This window comes from Pseudomonas sp. NY8896, from assembly GCF_039634505.1.
On record NZ_CP132350.1, the window covers coordinates 390,163 to 406,481 of the forward strand.

The 16,319-nt window shown below is 63.1% G+C and carries 16 protein-coding genes and 1 riboswitch; of the genes, 10 read left to right on the forward strand and 6 right to left on the reverse strand.

Features of this window, described 5'->3' with window-relative positions; all coding sequences use genetic code 11:
* Positions 1-19: 19 nt before the first annotated feature.
* Positions 20-116: riboswitch (S-adenosyl-L-homocysteine riboswitch) on the reverse strand.
* 179 nt (positions 117-295) lie between these two features.
* A complete protein-coding gene (locus tag Q9451_RS01705) occupies positions 296-697 on the forward strand; it encodes a hotdog domain-containing protein (RefSeq protein ID WP_012274534.1) in 402 nt (133 codons plus the stop codon).
* A 32-nt stretch (positions 698-729) separates the two neighbouring features.
* Here Q9451_RS01705 and Q9451_RS01710 read toward each other — a convergent pair whose 3' ends face one another.
* Complete coding sequence (locus Q9451_RS01710) at positions 730-1,965, reverse strand: sodium:proton antiporter (protein ID WP_012274533.1); 1,236 nt, start codon at positions 1,963-1,965, stop codon at positions 730-732.
* A 180-nt stretch (positions 1,966-2,145) separates the two neighbouring features.
* Between Q9451_RS01710 and Q9451_RS01715 the strand changes: the two genes are divergently transcribed.
* Together Q9451_RS01715 and Q9451_RS01720 are read left to right on the forward strand one after the other, a co-directional pair.
* A complete protein-coding gene (locus Q9451_RS01715) occupies positions 2,146-2,979 on the forward strand; it encodes an EamA family transporter (RefSeq protein ID WP_012274532.1) in 834 nt (277 codons plus the stop codon).
* 27 nt (positions 2,980-3,006) lie between these two features.
* Positions 3,007-3,393 (forward strand): MAPEG family protein, encoded by a 387-nt coding sequence (locus tag Q9451_RS01720; protein ID WP_012274531.1) that lies wholly within the window; start codon positions 3,007-3,009, stop codon positions 3,391-3,393.
* A gap of 50 nt (positions 3,394-3,443) precedes the next feature.
* On the opposite strand, the gene Q9451_RS01725 is transcribed toward Q9451_RS01720, so the two are convergent.
* Positions 3,444-4,595 (reverse strand): MltA domain-containing protein, encoded by a 1,152-nt coding sequence (locus Q9451_RS01725; RefSeq protein WP_012274530.1) that lies wholly within the window; start codon positions 4,593-4,595, stop codon positions 3,444-3,446.
* A 119-nt stretch (positions 4,596-4,714) separates the two neighbouring features.
* On the opposite strand from Q9451_RS01725, the gene Q9451_RS01730 reads away from it, so the two are divergent.
* The gene (locus Q9451_RS01730) at positions 4,715-5,173 is read left to right on the forward strand and encodes a cytochrome c (RefSeq protein WP_012274529.1); all 459 of its coding nucleotides are present in this window, start codon (positions 4,715-4,717) and stop codon (positions 5,171-5,173) included.
* Between the two features lie 70 nt (positions 5,174-5,243).
* On the opposite strand, the gene Q9451_RS01735 is transcribed toward Q9451_RS01730, so the two are convergent.
* The 4 genes from Q9451_RS01735 to Q9451_RS01750 form a co-directional block, all read right to left on the reverse strand.
* Positions 5,244-5,636 (reverse strand): DUF1090 domain-containing protein, encoded by a 393-nt coding sequence (locus Q9451_RS01735; protein WP_012274528.1) that lies wholly within the window; start codon positions 5,634-5,636, stop codon positions 5,244-5,246.
* Positions 5,637-5,767: 131 nt separating this feature from the next.
* Positions 5,768-7,468, reverse strand: coding sequence for an NAD-dependent DNA ligase LigB (gene ligB, locus Q9451_RS01740; protein WP_012274527.1), 1,701 nt, complete (start codon positions 7,466-7,468; stop codon positions 5,768-5,770).
* A gap of 145 nt (positions 7,469-7,613) precedes the next feature.
* Complete coding sequence (metK, locus tag Q9451_RS01745; RefSeq protein ID WP_003249375.1) at positions 7,614-8,804, reverse strand: methionine adenosyltransferase; 1,191 nt, start codon at positions 8,802-8,804, stop codon at positions 7,614-7,616.
* Between the two features lie 18 nt (positions 8,805-8,822).
* Positions 8,823-9,815 (reverse strand): metalloregulator ArsR/SmtB family transcription factor, encoded by a 993-nt coding sequence (locus Q9451_RS01750; protein ID WP_012274526.1) that lies wholly within the window; start codon positions 9,813-9,815, stop codon positions 8,823-8,825.
* 229 nt (positions 9,816-10,044) lie between these two features.
* Here Q9451_RS01750 and tkt point away from each other — a divergent pair, with 229 nt between their 5' ends.
* The 6 genes from tkt (at position 10,045) to fba (ending at position 16,279) form a co-directional block, all read left to right on the forward strand.
* Complete coding sequence (gene tkt / locus Q9451_RS01755) at positions 10,045-12,042, forward strand: transketolase (RefSeq protein WP_012274525.1); 1,998 nt, start codon at positions 10,045-10,047, stop codon at positions 12,040-12,042.
* Between the two features lie 190 nt (positions 12,043-12,232).
* The gene (epd, locus tag Q9451_RS01760) at positions 12,233-13,294 is read left to right on the forward strand and encodes an erythrose-4-phosphate dehydrogenase (RefSeq protein WP_012274524.1); all 1,062 of its coding nucleotides are present in this window, start codon (positions 12,233-12,235) and stop codon (positions 13,292-13,294) included.
* A gap of 12 nt (positions 13,295-13,306) precedes the next feature.
* A complete protein-coding gene (locus Q9451_RS01765) occupies positions 13,307-14,470 on the forward strand; it encodes a phosphoglycerate kinase (RefSeq protein WP_345960886.1) in 1,164 nt (387 codons plus the stop codon).
* Positions 14,470-14,721, forward strand: coding sequence for a hypothetical protein (locus tag Q9451_RS01770; RefSeq protein WP_016489511.1), 252 nt, complete (start codon positions 14,470-14,472; stop codon positions 14,719-14,721). Before Q9451_RS01765 ends, Q9451_RS01770 begins: the two co-directional genes overlap by 1 nt.
* Before the next feature lie 63 nt (positions 14,722-14,784).
* Complete coding sequence (locus Q9451_RS01775; RefSeq protein ID WP_012274521.1) at positions 14,785-15,114, forward strand: MliC family protein; 330 nt, start codon at positions 14,785-14,787, stop codon at positions 15,112-15,114.
* 100 nt (positions 15,115-15,214) lie between these two features.
* Positions 15,215-16,279 carry a class II fructose-bisphosphate aldolase gene (gene fba / locus Q9451_RS01780; protein WP_012274520.1) on the forward strand — a complete coding sequence of 355 codons (1,065 nt, stop codon included), beginning with the start codon at positions 15,215-15,217 and terminating at the stop codon, positions 16,277-16,279.
* Positions 16,280-16,319 lie beyond the last annotated feature (40 nt).

The following is a 16,319-nucleotide window of genomic DNA, read 5'->3' on the forward strand; positions in this document are numbered from 1 at the left end:
AGAGCCTCCATTCGTAGTGTGCGAATGGGCGCCGTTGTGCGTTAAGCGCCCGCGAGAGCGAGCAACGCCCCATCCGAGCCTGACAGGCCTAGCCTGCTGCAGCGCCCCTCGGACAGGTGGCGGGCATGGCCCCGCTGTGGGCAGCCATGTAAAGCGGCGCAGATTATAGCCGCGAGCGGCACCTTCACCCAAGGTTTTCTGTCGATTAATCGCGACGATAGTCGATGTTCAATGGAGCGATGGCGGCCGCTCTGCCATCATTGCTACACGTTAGCCAAGCAGGTCAGGAGTACAGATGAACTTTCACACCCGCAAATGGGTTAAACCCGAAGACCTCAACCCCAATGGCACCCTGTTCGGTGGCAGCCTGTTGCGCTGGATCGACGAAGAGGCGGCGATCTACGCCATCGTCCAGCTGGGCAACCAGCGCGTGGTGACCAAGTACATGTCGGAAATCAACTTCGTCAGTGCGTCGCGCCAGGGCGACATCATCGAGCTGGGCATTACCGCCACCGAGTTCGGCCGCACCTCGATCACCCTCAAGTGCGAAGTGCGCAACAAGATCACCCGCAAGAGTATCCTGACCGTCGACAAGATGGTGTTCGTAAACCTGGGTGAAGACGGCTTGCCGGCAGCCCATGGGCGCACCGAGATCAAGTACGTGCAGGACCAGTTCCCGGATTCGGCAGTAGAGTGATTTTCTGGGGCCGCAAAGCGGCCCCAAAAACCTCACGGCTGGGCGCTGACCTTGCGCACCACCCGCCCGATGCTCAAACCCTGCACCAGAATCGAAGACAACACCACGATGTAGGTGATCGACAGCAGCAGGTCACGCTCCTCGCCCAACGGCAGCGACAGTGCCAGGGCCACCGACACCCCGCCGCGCAGGCCGCCCCAAGTCAGCACCCGTACCGTGCCCTTGGGCACAGGGCGCCAGCGGCGCAGCAGCACGATCGCCGGGGCCACGGTCAGCAACCGCGACAGCAGCACCGCCAGCGCCAGCACGCCGCCGGCCGCCAGGTGCATCCAGTTGAACGGCAGCAGCAACAGCTCCAGGCCGATCAAGGCGAACAGCAAGGCATTGAGCATGTCATCGATCAGCTCCCAGAAACCGTCCATGTAGCGGCGCGTCATGTCATTCATCGCCAGGTTTCGCCCCAGGTTACCGATGATCAGGCCGGCCACCACCATGGCGATCGGTGCCGACACGTGCAGCTCGTAGCACATCGCCGAGCCACCGATAACCAGTGCCAGGGTCAGCATGACCTCCACCTGGTACTGCTCGATGCTCTTGATCATGCGGTACGTGGCATAGCCGATCAGGCCGCCGAATACCACGCCGCCAATGGCCTCGCGGGCGAACAGGATCGCCGTGTCGGTCAGGCTTGGCGTTTCACCCAGCTGGATGATGCCCAGCAACACGGTGAACACCACGACCGCCGTGCCGTCGTTGAACAGCGATTCGCCAACGATGGTGGTTTTCAGCGGTTTGGACGCATTGGCGGTACGCAGCGCGCCCAGTACGGCAATCGGGTCGGTGGGCGAGATCAGCGCACCGAACAGCAGGCAGTAGATCAGCGGTACCTGCCAGCCGAACAGGGCGAATACCCAGTGCGACAGGTAGCCAATGACTACGGTAGCGATCAGCACGCCCAAGGTGGCCAGCAGGCCAATGGGCCAGCGGTAGCTGCGCAGGTCGCTGAGGTTGACGTGCAATGCACCGGCAAACAGCAGGAAGGCCAACATCCAGTGCATCAGCAGGTCGTTGAAATCGATTTGGTTCATCAAGCCTTCGACACGTTCTTCCAGGCCAGGGAAGCCGATCAGGCTAAGGCCCTGCAGCATCAGGGAGAACAGCAGTGCCGTGACCATCACGCCGATGGCGGGTGGCAGGCCGATGAAGCGGTAATTGACGTAGGTAAGGAGGGTGGTGAGGCAGATAAACGCGGCAACTAATTCAAGCATCCCGAATCCTGTAACAGTGGCTTCCAAGTCGTAACCCGAATGGCTCGGGCAGCTCTTTGATGACCTGGCGCGGGGTTCGGGACACAGGGTTTGACCGGAATCTCTGTAATCGTTCCCATGCAGTGGCCCTCTGGAATGCCATATATTCAACCCTTGAACACCGCACAAGGATAAGAAGGCGTGTTGGCAACATCCCTGGTGCTGGTCGCCGCCCTGCTGCATGCGACCTGGAATACCCTGATCAAATTCAGCGGTGAGCGCTTGCTGGTCATCGCCAGCATGGACACGGTGGCGCTTGCGTTCGCGTTGCTGGCCGTGCCTTTCGTCGATGTGCCACCTGCCGAAATCTGGCCCTGGCTGATCGCCTCCGCGTTGGCCGAGCAGCTGTACCGCTATTTGCTGATCCAGGCCTACCGCGTGGGTGACCTGGGGCTGGTCTATCCTCTGATGCGCGGGCTGTCGCCGCTGGTGGTGCTGGGGCTGACCCTGGCCTTTGCCGGGGAATCGCTGAGCCAGCAGCAGATCATCGGTATCCTGCTGATCCCCTGCGGCATGGCGTGCCTGTTGTGGCAGGGCGGCGGCGGTGACCGGCTGCCCTGGTCGATGCTGCCGGTAGTCGCCTTGATTGGCCTGTGCATCGGCTGCTACACCTGGTTCGACGGCCAAGCCGTGCGCCTATGGGGCAAACCGTGGGATTACCTGGTGTGGCTGACCCTGCTCAGCGCCTGGCAGTTCCCGTTGCTGGCCAGCGTGGCGCGGCGAGCACCGTTCGTCCTGTTTTGGCGAACGCAATGGCGTTTGGGTTTGGCGGTTGGGTTTTGCGTATTGTTCAGTTATGCCCTGGTGTTGTGGGCCATGCACCTGGGGTCGGTGGCCGAGGCGGCAGCGTTACGGGAACTGAGCGTGATTCTGGTGGTGCTGCTGGGTATGCGCTACCTCAAAGAACCTTTTGGCGGGCCGAGACTCCTAGCTTGCGGGCTGGTCCTGGCAGGCACGCTGGTGATGAAGCTCTAACCCATTTTCGAACAAGGAGTCTTGAGCATGACCGTTGCCCTGTGGTGCATCCTGATCGCGCTGCTGTTGAACCCGCTTTGTGCCTTGATCGCCAAGGTGAGCAGTGGCCGGTTCGGACTAAAGGACAATCACGATCCGCGTGCCTTCCTCGATACCTTGTCGGGCCTGCCACGGCGCGCCCATGCTGCGCAGCAGAACGGCTATGAGGCGTTTCCGGCATTTGCAGCGGCGGTGCTGGTGGCGGATATCGTCGGCAATGCCGAGCAGGTGACCCAGGATGTGTTGGGGGTGATGTATATCACCAGCCGCCTGCTATACATCATCTGCTACCTGGCCGACTGGGCGGCCTTGCGCTCGCTGGTGTGGTTTGCCGGATTGGCAATTATCGTATCGTTCTTCGTGGTTTCCATCTGAAGCCGCGTTGCCTGCTTCGCGGGCAACGCCCGCGAAGAAACCAACGCCGATCAAAGTACTTTAGGTACTTCTGGCAGTGGTTGGCCCTTGGGCCACAACATCCAGATCTGCCCTTGCTGCTTCATGTTCCCGGCCAACTCGCCGGCTTCCGGCCCGGTGCCCCAGAACAGGTCTGCACGCACTTCACCCGTAATCGCCCCGCCGGTGTCCTGTGCGCCTACCGGTCGTACCACGGGTGAACCGTCCGGGCGTGTGGTAGACAGCCATAACAGGCTCCCCAGCGGAATCACCTTGCGATCGATGGCCACGCTGTAGCCGGCGGTGAGCGGCACGTTCAGCGAACCGCGCGGGCCTTCATTGCTGTCCGGCCGGGTGCTGAAGAACACGTAGCTGGGGTTGCTGGCCAGCAGTTCCGGTACGCGCTGCGGGTTGGCCTGGGCCCAGGCATGAATGGCACCCATGCTTACTTCCTCTTTCTTCAGCTGGCCCTGTTCCACCAGCCAGCGGCCGATCGGCCGGTAAGGGTGGCCGTTCTGGTCGGCGTAGCCCAGGCGCAGTTGGCGGCCGTCTTCCAGTTGAACCCGGCCGGAGCCCTGGATCTGCAGGAACTGCAGGTCCATTGGATCAGTCAGCCAGGCCAGCACAGGCGCCTTGACGCCATTGCGGTTGATCACTTCGGCTGTGTCGTACGGTTTGAGCACCCGGCCATCGAGCCGACCGCGCAGGCGTTTACCCTTGAGCTCGGGGTACACGCTGGCCAGGTCCACCACGATCATGTCATCCGGGATGCCGTAGACCGCCACATGGTTGCTCGCCGATTGCCTCAGGCTGCCGGGGTAGACCGGCTCGTAGTAACCGGTAATCAGACCGTTGGCATTGTTCTCGGCGGAGCGCAGGCCGTAAACCTGCAAGTTCTGCTCAAGGAAGGTACGCACCTGGGCGGCGCTGGCTGTGGCGTTGCCGGCGGCTTCGCAGGTGGCGGCCCACACCGCGTCACGCTTGAGCTTTTCGCAGCCGCTGCGCCAGGCGTAGAAACCGGCCAGCAAGTCTTCATCGCTGACCGCGGGCAGGTCTTTCCAGTTGGCCGGGGCGTAGGTGGCGATGGCGTGGGGCTCGGGCTTGGCGTTTTCGCCGCCGTTGCAACCGGCCAGCAAAGCCAGCACTGGCAGTGTCCAGGCCAGATGGCGCAGGGCAGATTTCATGTGTGCATTCCTGTCATGGGCGAACATGAAGATTCGCCCCTGTTTTTTATGTGGCTATTGGTCTTTGGCCCTTGGGCAGCGATACTGGCCGCCCATTTGCGTAGGCCGAAGTGAGTGTGATGTTGAAGCGATTGACCGTTGTTGTTCTGGCCGCACTGGCCCTGGGCGGTGCCCTGAGTGGGTGCGATAGGGTCGACCCCAACTCGCCGCTGGGCAAGCGCAAGGTAATTTTCAAGGACATGCTCAAGACCAGCGAAGACCTGGGCGGCATGTTGCGTGGCCGGTTGCCGTTCGACGGGGTGAAATTTGCCGACGGTGCGTTGAAGCTGGACGGCCTTGCGCACCAGCCCTGGCAGCACTTTCCACAGGTACGCGATGGGGGTGACAGCGCCGCCCGTGCCGAAGTATGGGTGCGTCAGGCGCGCTTTCATGACCTGGCCCGTCAGCTGGAGGGTGTTACCGGCGAACTGGTCGAGGTAACCCGCAGCCAGCCGCTGGATGCTGCGCAGTTGAAAGTGCCGATGGACAAGGTCGAAGCGGCTTGCAAGGCGTGCCATACCGAGTTTCGTAATCATTGATGGCCTGCGCTGCCCTCTGTGGAACTGTCTTGAATTCCTGTAGGGCGGCCGCGCTTATCCGTCGGATGCCTCAGCGGTCGAGGTCGTCGACCGCTTCCTGCAGCTCTTTACGCGATTCGGCCAGCTTGTCCTTGCGCTTGTTGATCTTCTCCGCGTCGCCTTTCTTCTCGGCTTTCTTCAGGTCCTTTTCCCGCTGCGCCACTTCGTGACGTGCATCGAGCACCTTCTGCTCACGCTCTTTGCGCAGGCTGGCATCCGTGCAGTTGTCTACGCCGCGCAGCGCTTCTTCCAGCCCCGCGACTTGGTCGCTGTTACCGTGGTCACGGGCAATTTTCAGCTGGTTCTCGATGGCGCTGCGTTTGGCGGCGCAACCGGTCAGGCCAGGGTCCGGCTGGGCCGCTTGCACGGCGCCTGCAGCCAAACCCAGCGATGCGAGCAGGAAAAGAGTTGAAATGCGTTTCATGAAAAGCCTCCTGAACGGGGCGGGGCAGCAAAAGTTGCTGGAAATCCTGCCTTGGTTTTGCCCATTTAGAAACCCTTGGTGAGGTTTTCCGGTTGAATCCCGGGTTTTCCTGCAGGCTTTTTGGTAAAAAATCATTGCTCGATGCGCTCAGGGGGGGGCGAAAACCCTTCAATGCCGGATTCCGCCAACCGTGTGGCAATGGCTTGCACCTCCGCGGCCGCGAAGAAACCCACAAGCTGACGCGAGCGTTTTACGCCGATGTCGGGCACTGTTTGCCATTGACCCGCGCTGCGCGAAGCCATTTCTTGCCAGCCGCCTGTCAGTTGCAAATGCTTGCCAATGGGCGCGCCAAGGCCGCGCAGCCACTGATCGAAGGGGCGTGAGCGGGCTTGGTCGAAACTGCCCAGCAGTTGGGCCGCTGTAAGGCTGCTGATGCCGGGCACCTGCTGCAGGCGTTCGGCATCGAGCTGCAGCCAATCGGTCATCGAAGTTACCAGGCCCGCATCGACCAGCCGACGCCATGTGCCGGGCCCGGTACGTGGGAGGGCCAAGCCCTGTTTGCCGCTGAGCCAGGTGAGCCGGGCGATGAATTGTTCCTCGCAGCCTTCGCTGGGCTGCCAGCAACTGAGGGCATGATGCCGACCGGGTGCAGGCGCGCCCAGTGGTTGGCGTTCGACCGCGCGGTGCACGACGTGCTCAAGGCGAGGGATGGTCAGCCCGGCGAGGCTGATAGCGACCTGGTCACCGGGGCGAATATCCAGGGCTTGCCAACGCGCCAGCGAGCCGAGGCTGACCTGGGTGATGCGCCGGTCATCGAGGGTTACCGGCTGCACATGCGCAATGGGCGTGATCCTGCCAGTGCGGCCAACCCGAAAGCGCACGTCGCGTACTTCGGCCAACGCTTGTACATAGGGGTATTTCCAGGCGGCGATCCAGTACGGCGCCTTGGCCTGCCAGCGCTCGGCAGGCGGCCGGCTGCCCAGGCGCAGGATCACGCCGTCGCTGGCAAAGGGCAGGGGTGAACGGTACCAGTGCTCACGCCAGCGCGCTGCATCCTCCAGCGTGTCGACGGCGATACTGTAATGCTGGCTATCCGGGAAGCCCAGTTGTGCCAGCTGCGCGAGGCGATCGGCCTGTCGCTCGGGGCCATGCGGCCAGCCCCACACGAACAGGCCGATCGTGTTCCCTTGCTCGCGAGTCAGTTGTTTGCGTGCGAGCAGCCCGGCCACGGTACCGCGAGCGTTGGCACTGCCTGCCTTGGCCTGTACGTGTTCGTTCAGGCGCAGGTACAGCTCACCCTGCAAGTGCAGGTCAATCGCCTGAGGCAACTGCCGGGTGACTGCACCGAGCTGGGGAATGTGCCTGCTCCAGTCATGCCCCTGCAGCCCGTCCCCCCGGCTGATCAGCTGTACCAATTGGCCTTGTCGATAAATGAGGGAAGCTGCGACACCGTCGAACTTGGGCTGTACCCATACCCCGGTTTTCCCGGCCATCCAGCGTGCCACGGCCTGGCGGTCCGCCAGCTTGTCGACACCGGTATGCGGCACGGGGTGAGGGAGTGGACCGCGAGCGCTGGTCAAGGGTGACGGGCTGGGCGCGAGGCCAAAGCACTGCTGCAGGTGCACCAGGCGCTGGCGGCTCTGGTCGTAAAGCTCATCAGCCACCAGCGCGATACCCTGGCGATGGTAGTGCTCGTCCCAGCCGGTAAGGGTGGCCTGTAGTTGCGCGGCTTCAGCCTCGGCCTTTTGCGGGGTCCAGTCGGGGCATGAGGCGGCCCAGGCCAGTGGGGTATTTAGCGCAAACAGCATGGCGAACAACAGCAGGTACGGCATGGCCAGCATCCTTGCATGGCAGGTAGGAACCCCCAGACTAGGCAGGTTCTCTGGCGCTTGCTGAAGCACCATTGTCAGCCGATATGTCACAAAAAAGCCCCTGCCGATTGCTCGGCAGGGGCTTTCGCCTGGTGCTGTAGGAAACTTACAGGCCGGCAGCGTCACGCAGCGACTGGGCGCGGTCGGTGCGCTCCCAGGTGAAGGTGGTGAAGGTGTCGTCGCCGACAGTCTTCTGCTGCGGGGTACGGCCGAAGTGACCGTAGGCAGCGGTTTCCTGATACATCGGGTGCAGCAGGTCGAGCATGGTGGTGATGGCGTATGGACGCAGGTCGAAGCACTCGCGCACCAGCTGGATGATCTTGTCGTCGGAAACCTTGCCGGTGCCGAAGGTGTTGATCGAGATGGAGGTCGGCTGGGCCACGCCAATGGCGTACGACACCTGGATCTCGCAGCGCTCGGCCAGGCCGGCGGCAACGATGTTCTTGGCCACGTAGCGGCCGGCGTAGGCGGCGGAGCGGTCGACCTTGGACGGGTCCTTGCCGGAGAACGCGCCACCCCCGTGGCGGGCCATGCCGCCGTAGGAGTCGACGATGATCTTGCGGCCGGTCAGGCCGCAGTCACCCACCGGGCCACCGATGATGAAGTTGCCGGTCGGGTTGATGTGGTACTGGGTGCCTTTGTGCAGCAGTTCGGCCGGCAGGGTGTGCTTGACGATCAGCTCCATCACGGCTTCTTGCAGGTCTTTCTGCGACACTTCCGGGTTATGCTGGGTCGACAGCACCACGGCGTCGATGCCGACTACCTTGCCATTTTCGTAGCGGCAGGTGACCTGCGACTTGGCATCCGGACGCAGCCATGGCAGCAGGCCGGACTTGCGCGCTTCGGCCTGGCGCTCGACCAGACGGTGCGAGAAGCAGATCGGCGCCGGCATCAGCACTTCGGTTTCGTTGCTGGCGTAGCCGAACATCAGGCCCTGGTCACCGGCGCCCTGGTCTTCTGGCTTGGAGCGGTCCACGCCCTGGGCGATGTCTACCGACTGCTTGCCGATGATGTTCATCACGGCGCAGGTGGCACCGTCGAAACCGACGTCGGAGCTGTTGTAGCCGATGTCGATGATGACTTTGCGCACCAGGTCTTCCAGGTCGACCCAGGCCGAAGTGGTGACTTCGCCGGCGATGATGGCGACACCGGTCTTGACCAGCGTTTCGCAGGCTACGCGGGCGTACTTGTCCTGGGCGATGATGGCATCGAGGACAGCGTCCGAAATCTGGTCGGCGATCTTGTCCGGATGCCCTTCGGACACGGACTCGGAGGTGAAAAGGGAGTATTCGCTCATCTCGAAGGTTCCTGAAATTTACCGATGGTGTATGTCGTCAGCCGTCCGCTGGAAATGGCGGACCTGGATCTGGAAACCGTTACGCAAGCCCACGTACAGGCTGTCCCCATGGGCCAGCCCGGCAGCGTTGGCCCAGCGCGCCAGGTCGTCCTGCTCAAAGCCAAGCCACAGGTCGCCGCAGGCTTCGCGCGCCCACCCCTGGTCATGGCTGCACAGTTCGGTTACCAGCAGGCTGCCGCCTGCCTTCACCCGTTTGGCCAGCTGGCGCAAGGCCAGGGCCGGGTCGCTGAAATGGTGCAGCACCATGTTCAGCACAACGCAGTCGGCGGCCACATCCGTTGCACCCAGTGCATCGGCCAACTGCAGGTTCACGTTTTCGAGCCCTTCGCGCTGGCACACCTGGCGCGCCAGTTCGAGCATGGTCGGGCTGTTGTCCAGGGCGGTGACCTGGGCGAAGCGCCGTGCCAGGTCAGGCAGGAAGCCACCGTCACCGGGGCCGACCTCAAGCGCGCTGGCAGCCGGGTCGAAATGCAGCTTGTCGAGCAGCGCCAGCAGGCTTTCGCGGTACTGCGGCAGGCCGGCGATCAGGTCTTGCTGGGCGCGGAACTTCTCTTCCACGCGCAGGAAGAAGTCCTGGCTGGTGGCCGCGCGGCGTTGCTGCACTTGGGCGATGCGTGCCTGCACATCGGGCGGCAGGGCCAGGTCGTCGACTTCTTCGAGCAGCGCCACATGCAGCCGACCGCCCAGGCGCAGGCCGTCAGGCAGGGCGCGGCGGTAGAAGATGGCGTTGCCTTCGCGCCGGGTTGCCACCAGCTCGGCCTGGGCCAGCACCTTCAGATGGTGACTCATGCCCGACTGGCCGATGTCGAAAATCTGCGCCAGTTCCAGCACGCCGAACGAATCGTTGGCCAGGGCGCGCAATACGTTCAGGCGCAACGCATCGCCACTGGCTTTGCACAGGGCGGCCAATGCTTCGCGTTGCTCGGGTGTCGATTGCGCGCGCAGGTTCATGGGGCGGCAGTCTAGACAGGCATCGATGCCCTAGCAAGGCCAATATCAAAAAGTTTTGATATTGAGTGATAAGCGGGGCGGCTAACCCGGTTTTGCCCCGAATTGAATGCCAATCACAGGAAAATCCCCCGACTGCGACCATACGTCATTGCCCCAAGCCCCCCCAGTGGGCGAAAATGGCCGCCTTTTTTCGTGACACCACCTATTCAAGCCCCCCAGGAGATCAGCGATGCCCAGCCGTCGTGAACGTGCCAACGCCATTCGTGCCCTCAGCATGGATGCCGTGCAAAAGGCCAACAGCGGCCACCCAGGTGCCCCCATGGGCATGGCGGATATCGCCGAAGTGCTTTGGCGCGACTATCTGAAGCACAACCCGAGCAACCCGAGCTTCGCCGACCGTGACCGCTTCGTGCTGTCCAACGGCCACGGCTCGATGCTGATCTACTCGCTGCTGCACCTGACCGGCTACGACGTCACCATCGATGACATCAAAGGCTTCCGCCAGCTGCACAGCCGCACCCCGGGCCACCCGGAATACGGCTACACCCCAGGCGTCGAGACCACCACTGGCCCGCTCGGCCAAGGTATCGCCAATGCCGTGGGCTTCGCCCTGGCCGAAAAAGTGCTGGCTGCCCAGTTCAACCGTGACGGCCACAACATCGTCGACCACAACACCTACGTGTTCCTCGGCGACGGCTGCATGATGGAAGGTATCTCCCACGAAGTCGCCTCGCTGGCCGGCACCCTGGGCCTGAACAAGCTGATCGCCTTCTACGACGACAACGGCATTTCCATCGACGGCGAAGTGCACGGCTGGTTCACCGACAACACCCCGGCGCGCTTCGAGGCGTACAACTGGCAGGTGATCCGCAACGTCGACGGCCACGATGCCGAAGAAATCAAGATGGCCATCGAAACGGCGCGCAAAAGCGACCGTCCGACCCTGATCTGCTGCAAGACCATCATCGGTTTCGGTTCGCCGAACAAGCAGGGCAAGGAAGACTGCCACGGTGCCCCGCTGGGCAACGACGAAATCGCCCTGGCCCGCAAGGAACTGAACTGGAACCACGGCCCGTTCGAAATCCCAGCCGACATTTATGCCGAGTGGGATGCCAAGGCCGCCGGTGCCAAGGCCGAAGCCGACTGGAACCAGCGCTTCGACGCCTACGCCAAGGCCTACCCGGAGCTGGCTGCCGAGTTCAAGCGCCGTGACAGCGGCGAGCTGCCGGCCGACTTCAGCGAGAAGGCCCAGGCCTACATCAACGAAGTGGCTGCCAAAGGCGAAACCATCGCCAGCCGCAAAGCCAGCCAGAACGCCCTGAACGCTTTCGGCCCGCTGCTGCCCGAGTTCCTCGGCGGCTCGGCTGACCTGGCCGGCTCCAACCTGACCCTGTGGAAAGGTTGCAAGGGTGTCGAAGCCAATGACGCCAGCGGCAACTACGTGTTCTACGGCGTGCGCGAGTTCGGCATGACCGCCATCATGAACGGCGTTGCCCTGCACGGTGGCCTGGTGCCTTACGGCGCGACCTTCCTGATGTTCATGGAATACGCCCGCAACGCCGTGCGCATGTCGGCGCTGATGAAGCAGCGCGTGATCCACGTGTACACCCACGACTCCATCGGCCTGGGCGAAGACGGCCCGACTCACCAGCCGATCGAGCAGCTGACCAGCCTGCGCAGCACGCCGAACCTGGACACCTGGCGCCCAGCCGACGCGGTGGAGTCCGCCGTGTCCTGGAAAAACGCCCTGGAGCGCAAGGACGGCCCTTCGGCGCTGATCTTCTCGCGTCAGAACCTGCAGCACCAGGACCGCAACGCCCAGCAGATCGCCGACATCAGCCGTGGTGGCTACGTGCTCAAGGACTGCGCTGGCGAGCCTGAGCTGATCCTGATCGCTACCGGTTCGGAAGTGGGCCTGGCTGTTCAGGCCTTCGACAAGCTGACCGAGCAAGGCCGCAAGGCGCGCGTGGTCTCCATGCCGTGCACCAGCGTGTTCGATGCCCAGGACGCTGCCTACAAGCAGTCCGTGCTGCCGCTGGAAGTCGGTGCGCGCATCGCCATCGAAGCCGCCCACGCCGACTTCTGGTACAAGTACGTCGGCCTGGAAGGTCGTATCATTGGCATGACCACCTACGGTGAGTCGGCGCCAGCTTCGGCACTGTTCGAAGAGTTTGGTTTCACCCTGGAGAACATCCTGGGTACTGCCGAAGAGCTGCTGGAAGACTGATGTAACAATGGAGGGCAGTGACGCCCTCCAGGTCGTGCAAGGGGAGGGCTTCGCCCTCCATCGCGACGCAAGGCCGCTCCTACAGGTACCGCGCAACCCCGATGTTGCCGCGGTACCTGTAGGAGCGGCCTTGTGTCGCGATGGGCCGCAACGCGGCCCCAAAAGCCATCATGCGTTAGCGAGCCAACGAATGCCCCACCTGCGTCCCTACAAAGTTGCACTCAACGGTTATGGCCGCATCGGCCGCTGTGTCCTGCGCGCGCTGTTCGAGCGGGGGGCAAAGGCCGGTTTCGAGATCGTCGCGCTGAACGACCTGGCCGACCAGGCCAGCTTGGAATACCTGACCCGCTTCGACTCCACCCACGGGCGTTTCCCCGGCGAGGTGAAGGTCGACGGCGACTGTCTGCATATCAATGGCGACTGCGTGAAGGTGATGCGCAGTGCCACCCCCGAAGGCATCGACTGGGCCGCGCTGGGCATCGACCTGGTGCTGGAGTGCTCCGGTGCCTACAACACCCGTGCCGATGGCCAGCGCTTCCTCGATGCCGGTGCGCCCCGGGTGCTGTTCTCGCAGCCGATGGCCAGCGAGGCCGACGTTGACGCCACGGTGGTCTATGGCATCAACCAGGCCTGCCTGACCGGCAGCGAGCGCCTGGTGTCCAACGCCTCGTGCACCACCAACTGCGGCGTGCCACTGCTGCGGGTGCTGGACCAGGCGTTCGGCATCGAATATGTGCAGATCACCACCATCCACTCGGCCATGAACGACCAGCCGGTGATCGACGCCTACCACCACGAAGACCTGCGCCGCACGCGCTCGGCCTTCCAGTCGGTGATCCCGGTGTCCACTGGTCTGGCGCGTGGCATCGAACGCCTGCTCCCGGAACTTGCCGGGCGAATCCAGGCCAAAGCGGTACGGGTACCGACCGTCAACGTCTCGTGCCTGGACATCACCCTGCAGACCGCCCGCGACACCAGCGCGGCCGAGGTCAACCGGGTGCTGCGCGAGGCCGCGCTGGAAGGCCCGCTGAAAGGCCTGCTGGCCTACACCGAGCTGCCGCACGCCAGCTGTGATTTCAACCATGACCCGCATTCGGCGATCGTCGATGCCAGCCAGACTCGTGTTTCCGGCCCGCGCCTGGTGAACCTGCTGGCCTGGTTCGACAACGAATGGGGTTTTGCCAACCGTATGCTCGACGTTGCAGAACACTTTCTGCACGTCGTCCACCCAACCCGCAACAAACAGCCCTGAAGGACTGCATTCATGACCGTGTTGAAGATGACCGACCTCGACCTGCAAGGTAAGCGCGTACTGATCCGCGAAGACCTCAACGTGCCTGTGAAGGACGGTGTGGTAGCCAGCGACGCGCGTATCCTGGCAGCGCTGCCGACCATCAAGCTGGCCCTGGAGAAGGGCGCGGCGGTAATGGTCTGCTCGCACCTGGGCCGCCCGACTGAAGGCGAATTCTCTGCCGAGAACAGCCTCAAGCCGGTTGCCGACTACCTGAGCAAGGCCCTGGGCCGTGATGTGCCGCTGGTTGCCGACTACCTGGACGGTGTCTCGGTACAGGCCGGTGAGCTGGTGCTGTTCGAGAACGTGCGCTTCAACAAGGGCGAGAAAAAGAACGCCGACGAGCTGGCGCAGAAATACGCCGCCCTGTGCGATGTGTTCGTCATGGACGCTTTCGGCACCGCGCACCGCGCCGAAGGTTCGACCCATGGCGTAGCCAAGTTCGCCAAAGTCGCTGCTGCCGGCCCGCTGCTGGCGGCCGAGCTGGATGCCCTGGGCAAGGCCCTGAAGGCCCCGGCCAAACCGATGGCGGCCATCGTTGCCGGCTCCAAGGTTTCCACCAAGCTGGACGTGCTGAACAGCCTGAGCAACGTCTGCGACCAGCTGATCGTCGGCGGCGGTATTGCCAACACCTTCCTGGCCGCTGCTGGGCACCCGGTGGGCAAGTCGCTGTACGAGCCGGACCTGGTCGATACTGCAAAAGCCATCGCTGCCAAGGTCAGCGTACCGCTGCCAGTCGACGTGGTGGTCGCCAAGGAATTCGCTGAAACCGCCGAAGCCACCGTCAAGGCCATCGCCGACGTTGCCGCCGACGACATGATCCTGGACATCGGCCCGCAAACCGCAGCCAACTTCGCCGAACTGCTGAAGTCGTCGAAGACCATCCTGTGGAACGGCCCGGTCGGCGTGTTCGAGTTCGACCAGTTCGGCAACGGCACCAAGGTGCTGGCCAAAGCCATTGCCGACAGCGCCGCGTTTTCCATCGCCGGTGGCGGTGACACCCTGGCAGCCATCGACAAATATGGCGTCAGCAAGGAAATCTCCTACATTTCTACCGGGGGTGGTGCCTTCCTCGAATTCGTCGAAGGCAAGGTTCTGCCAGCGGTGGCAATCCTGGAAGAGCGGGCCAAGGCCTGATGACGTCGGCGCTTGGCAAAGGGAGTGGCCTGATGGTCAAGCAGTTGCCTGTGATGATGCTGGCTGGCCTGCTGAGCGCCTGCTCGGGTAGCCCGGCCTCCGATGGCGACCCGGCGCACCCGCCCAAGGGCGGGTGCTACCAGTCCGAGTGGCAGGCCGAAACCGTGCCGGTCATCAGCAAGCGCGTGGGCCCGGAAGGCCTGGAAAAGTACGACGAAGACCACCAGCGCAAGGCGCCAGGCTGCCCTTGAACCCGGCGTTTCGTCGGCTCAGGCAACCAAGCGGCCGCTGTGTGGTCAGCTAGAGGATATGCAATGAAAGCGCTTTTGGCCGTGACGGCCCTGGCGACACTGGCAGGATGCTCACTGCTGCAGCCGGCGCAACCCGCCCCGGCAGACAACTGGACCCGTTGGGTCTGCGACACCCAGGCCGAAGTGCTGTGGCGCTTCGCCGATGCACAACGCGACCAGGTCGACGTGCGCCTTGGCGGCGGTGACCAGGTCTACCGGCTCAAGTCCGAGCCGGGTGCTTCGGGTGCGCTGTACAGCGATGGCATGCTGGCCTTCCACACCAAGGGCGAAGAAGGCCTGGTGTACTGGGTGGCAACCAACGATCTGATTGGGCGGGGCTGCAAGGCACCGTGACTGGCCGGGCCGCGAGGGTGGCCCACACTACTTGAACAGCAACCGCCCCTGCGGCAGGCTTGCACGAAACAAACGACGCTTGTCGGGAGAGAGATACACAATGGCACTCATTAGCATGCGCCAGATGCTGGACCACGCCGCCGAGTTCGGTTACGGCGTACCAGCTTTCAACGTCAACAACCTCGAGCAGATGCGCGCCATCATGGAAGCGGCCGACAAGACCGATTCCCCCGTGATCGTCCAGGCTTCGGCCGGTGCCCGCAAATACGCCGGCGCCCCGTTCCTGCGCCACCTGATCCTGGCTGCCATCGAAGAGTTCCCGCATATCCCGGTGTGCATGCACCAGGACCACGGCACCAGCCCTGACGTCTGCCAACGTTCGATCCAGCTGGGCTTCAGCTCGGTGATGATGGACGGCTCGCTGGGTGAAGACGGCAAGACCCCGACCGACTACGAGTACAACGTCCGCGTTACCCAGCAGACCGTTGCCATGGCGCACGCCTGCGGCGTTTCGGTAGAAGGCGAGCTGGGCTGCCTGGGTTCGCTGGAAACCGGCATGGCCGGTGAAGAAGACGGTATCGGCGCCGAAGGCGTGCTGGACCACAGCCAGATGCTAACCGACCCGGAAGAGGCCGCCGACTTCGTCAAGAAGACCCAGGTCGACGCCCTGGCGATTGCCATCGGTACCAGTCACGGTGCCTACAAGTTCACCAAGCCACCTACCGGTGACGTGCTGGCCATCGACCGCATCAAGGAAATTCACAAGCGCATCCCCAACACCCACCTGGTGATGCACGGTTCGTCCTCGGTACCGCAAGAGTGGCTGGCGATCATCAACCAGTACGGCGGCGACATCAAGGAAACCTACGGTGTACCGGTCGAAGAGATCGTCGAAGGCATCAAGTACGGCGTGCGCAAGGTCAACATCGATACCGACCTGCGTCTGGCCTCTACCGGTGCCATGCGCCGCCTGATGGCGACCAACCCGAGCGAGTTTGACCCGCGCAAGTTCTTCGGTGAAACCGTCAAGGCCATGCGTGACGTGTGCATCGCCCGTTACGAAGCCTTCGGCACCGCTGGCAATGCCTCGAAGATCAAGCCGATCTCCCTGGAAGGCATGTATCAGCGTTACCTGAAAGGTGAGCTGGCCGCCAAGGTCAACTGATCGACAGGCAGCCCTGAAAAACCCGCAGCGATGCGGGTTT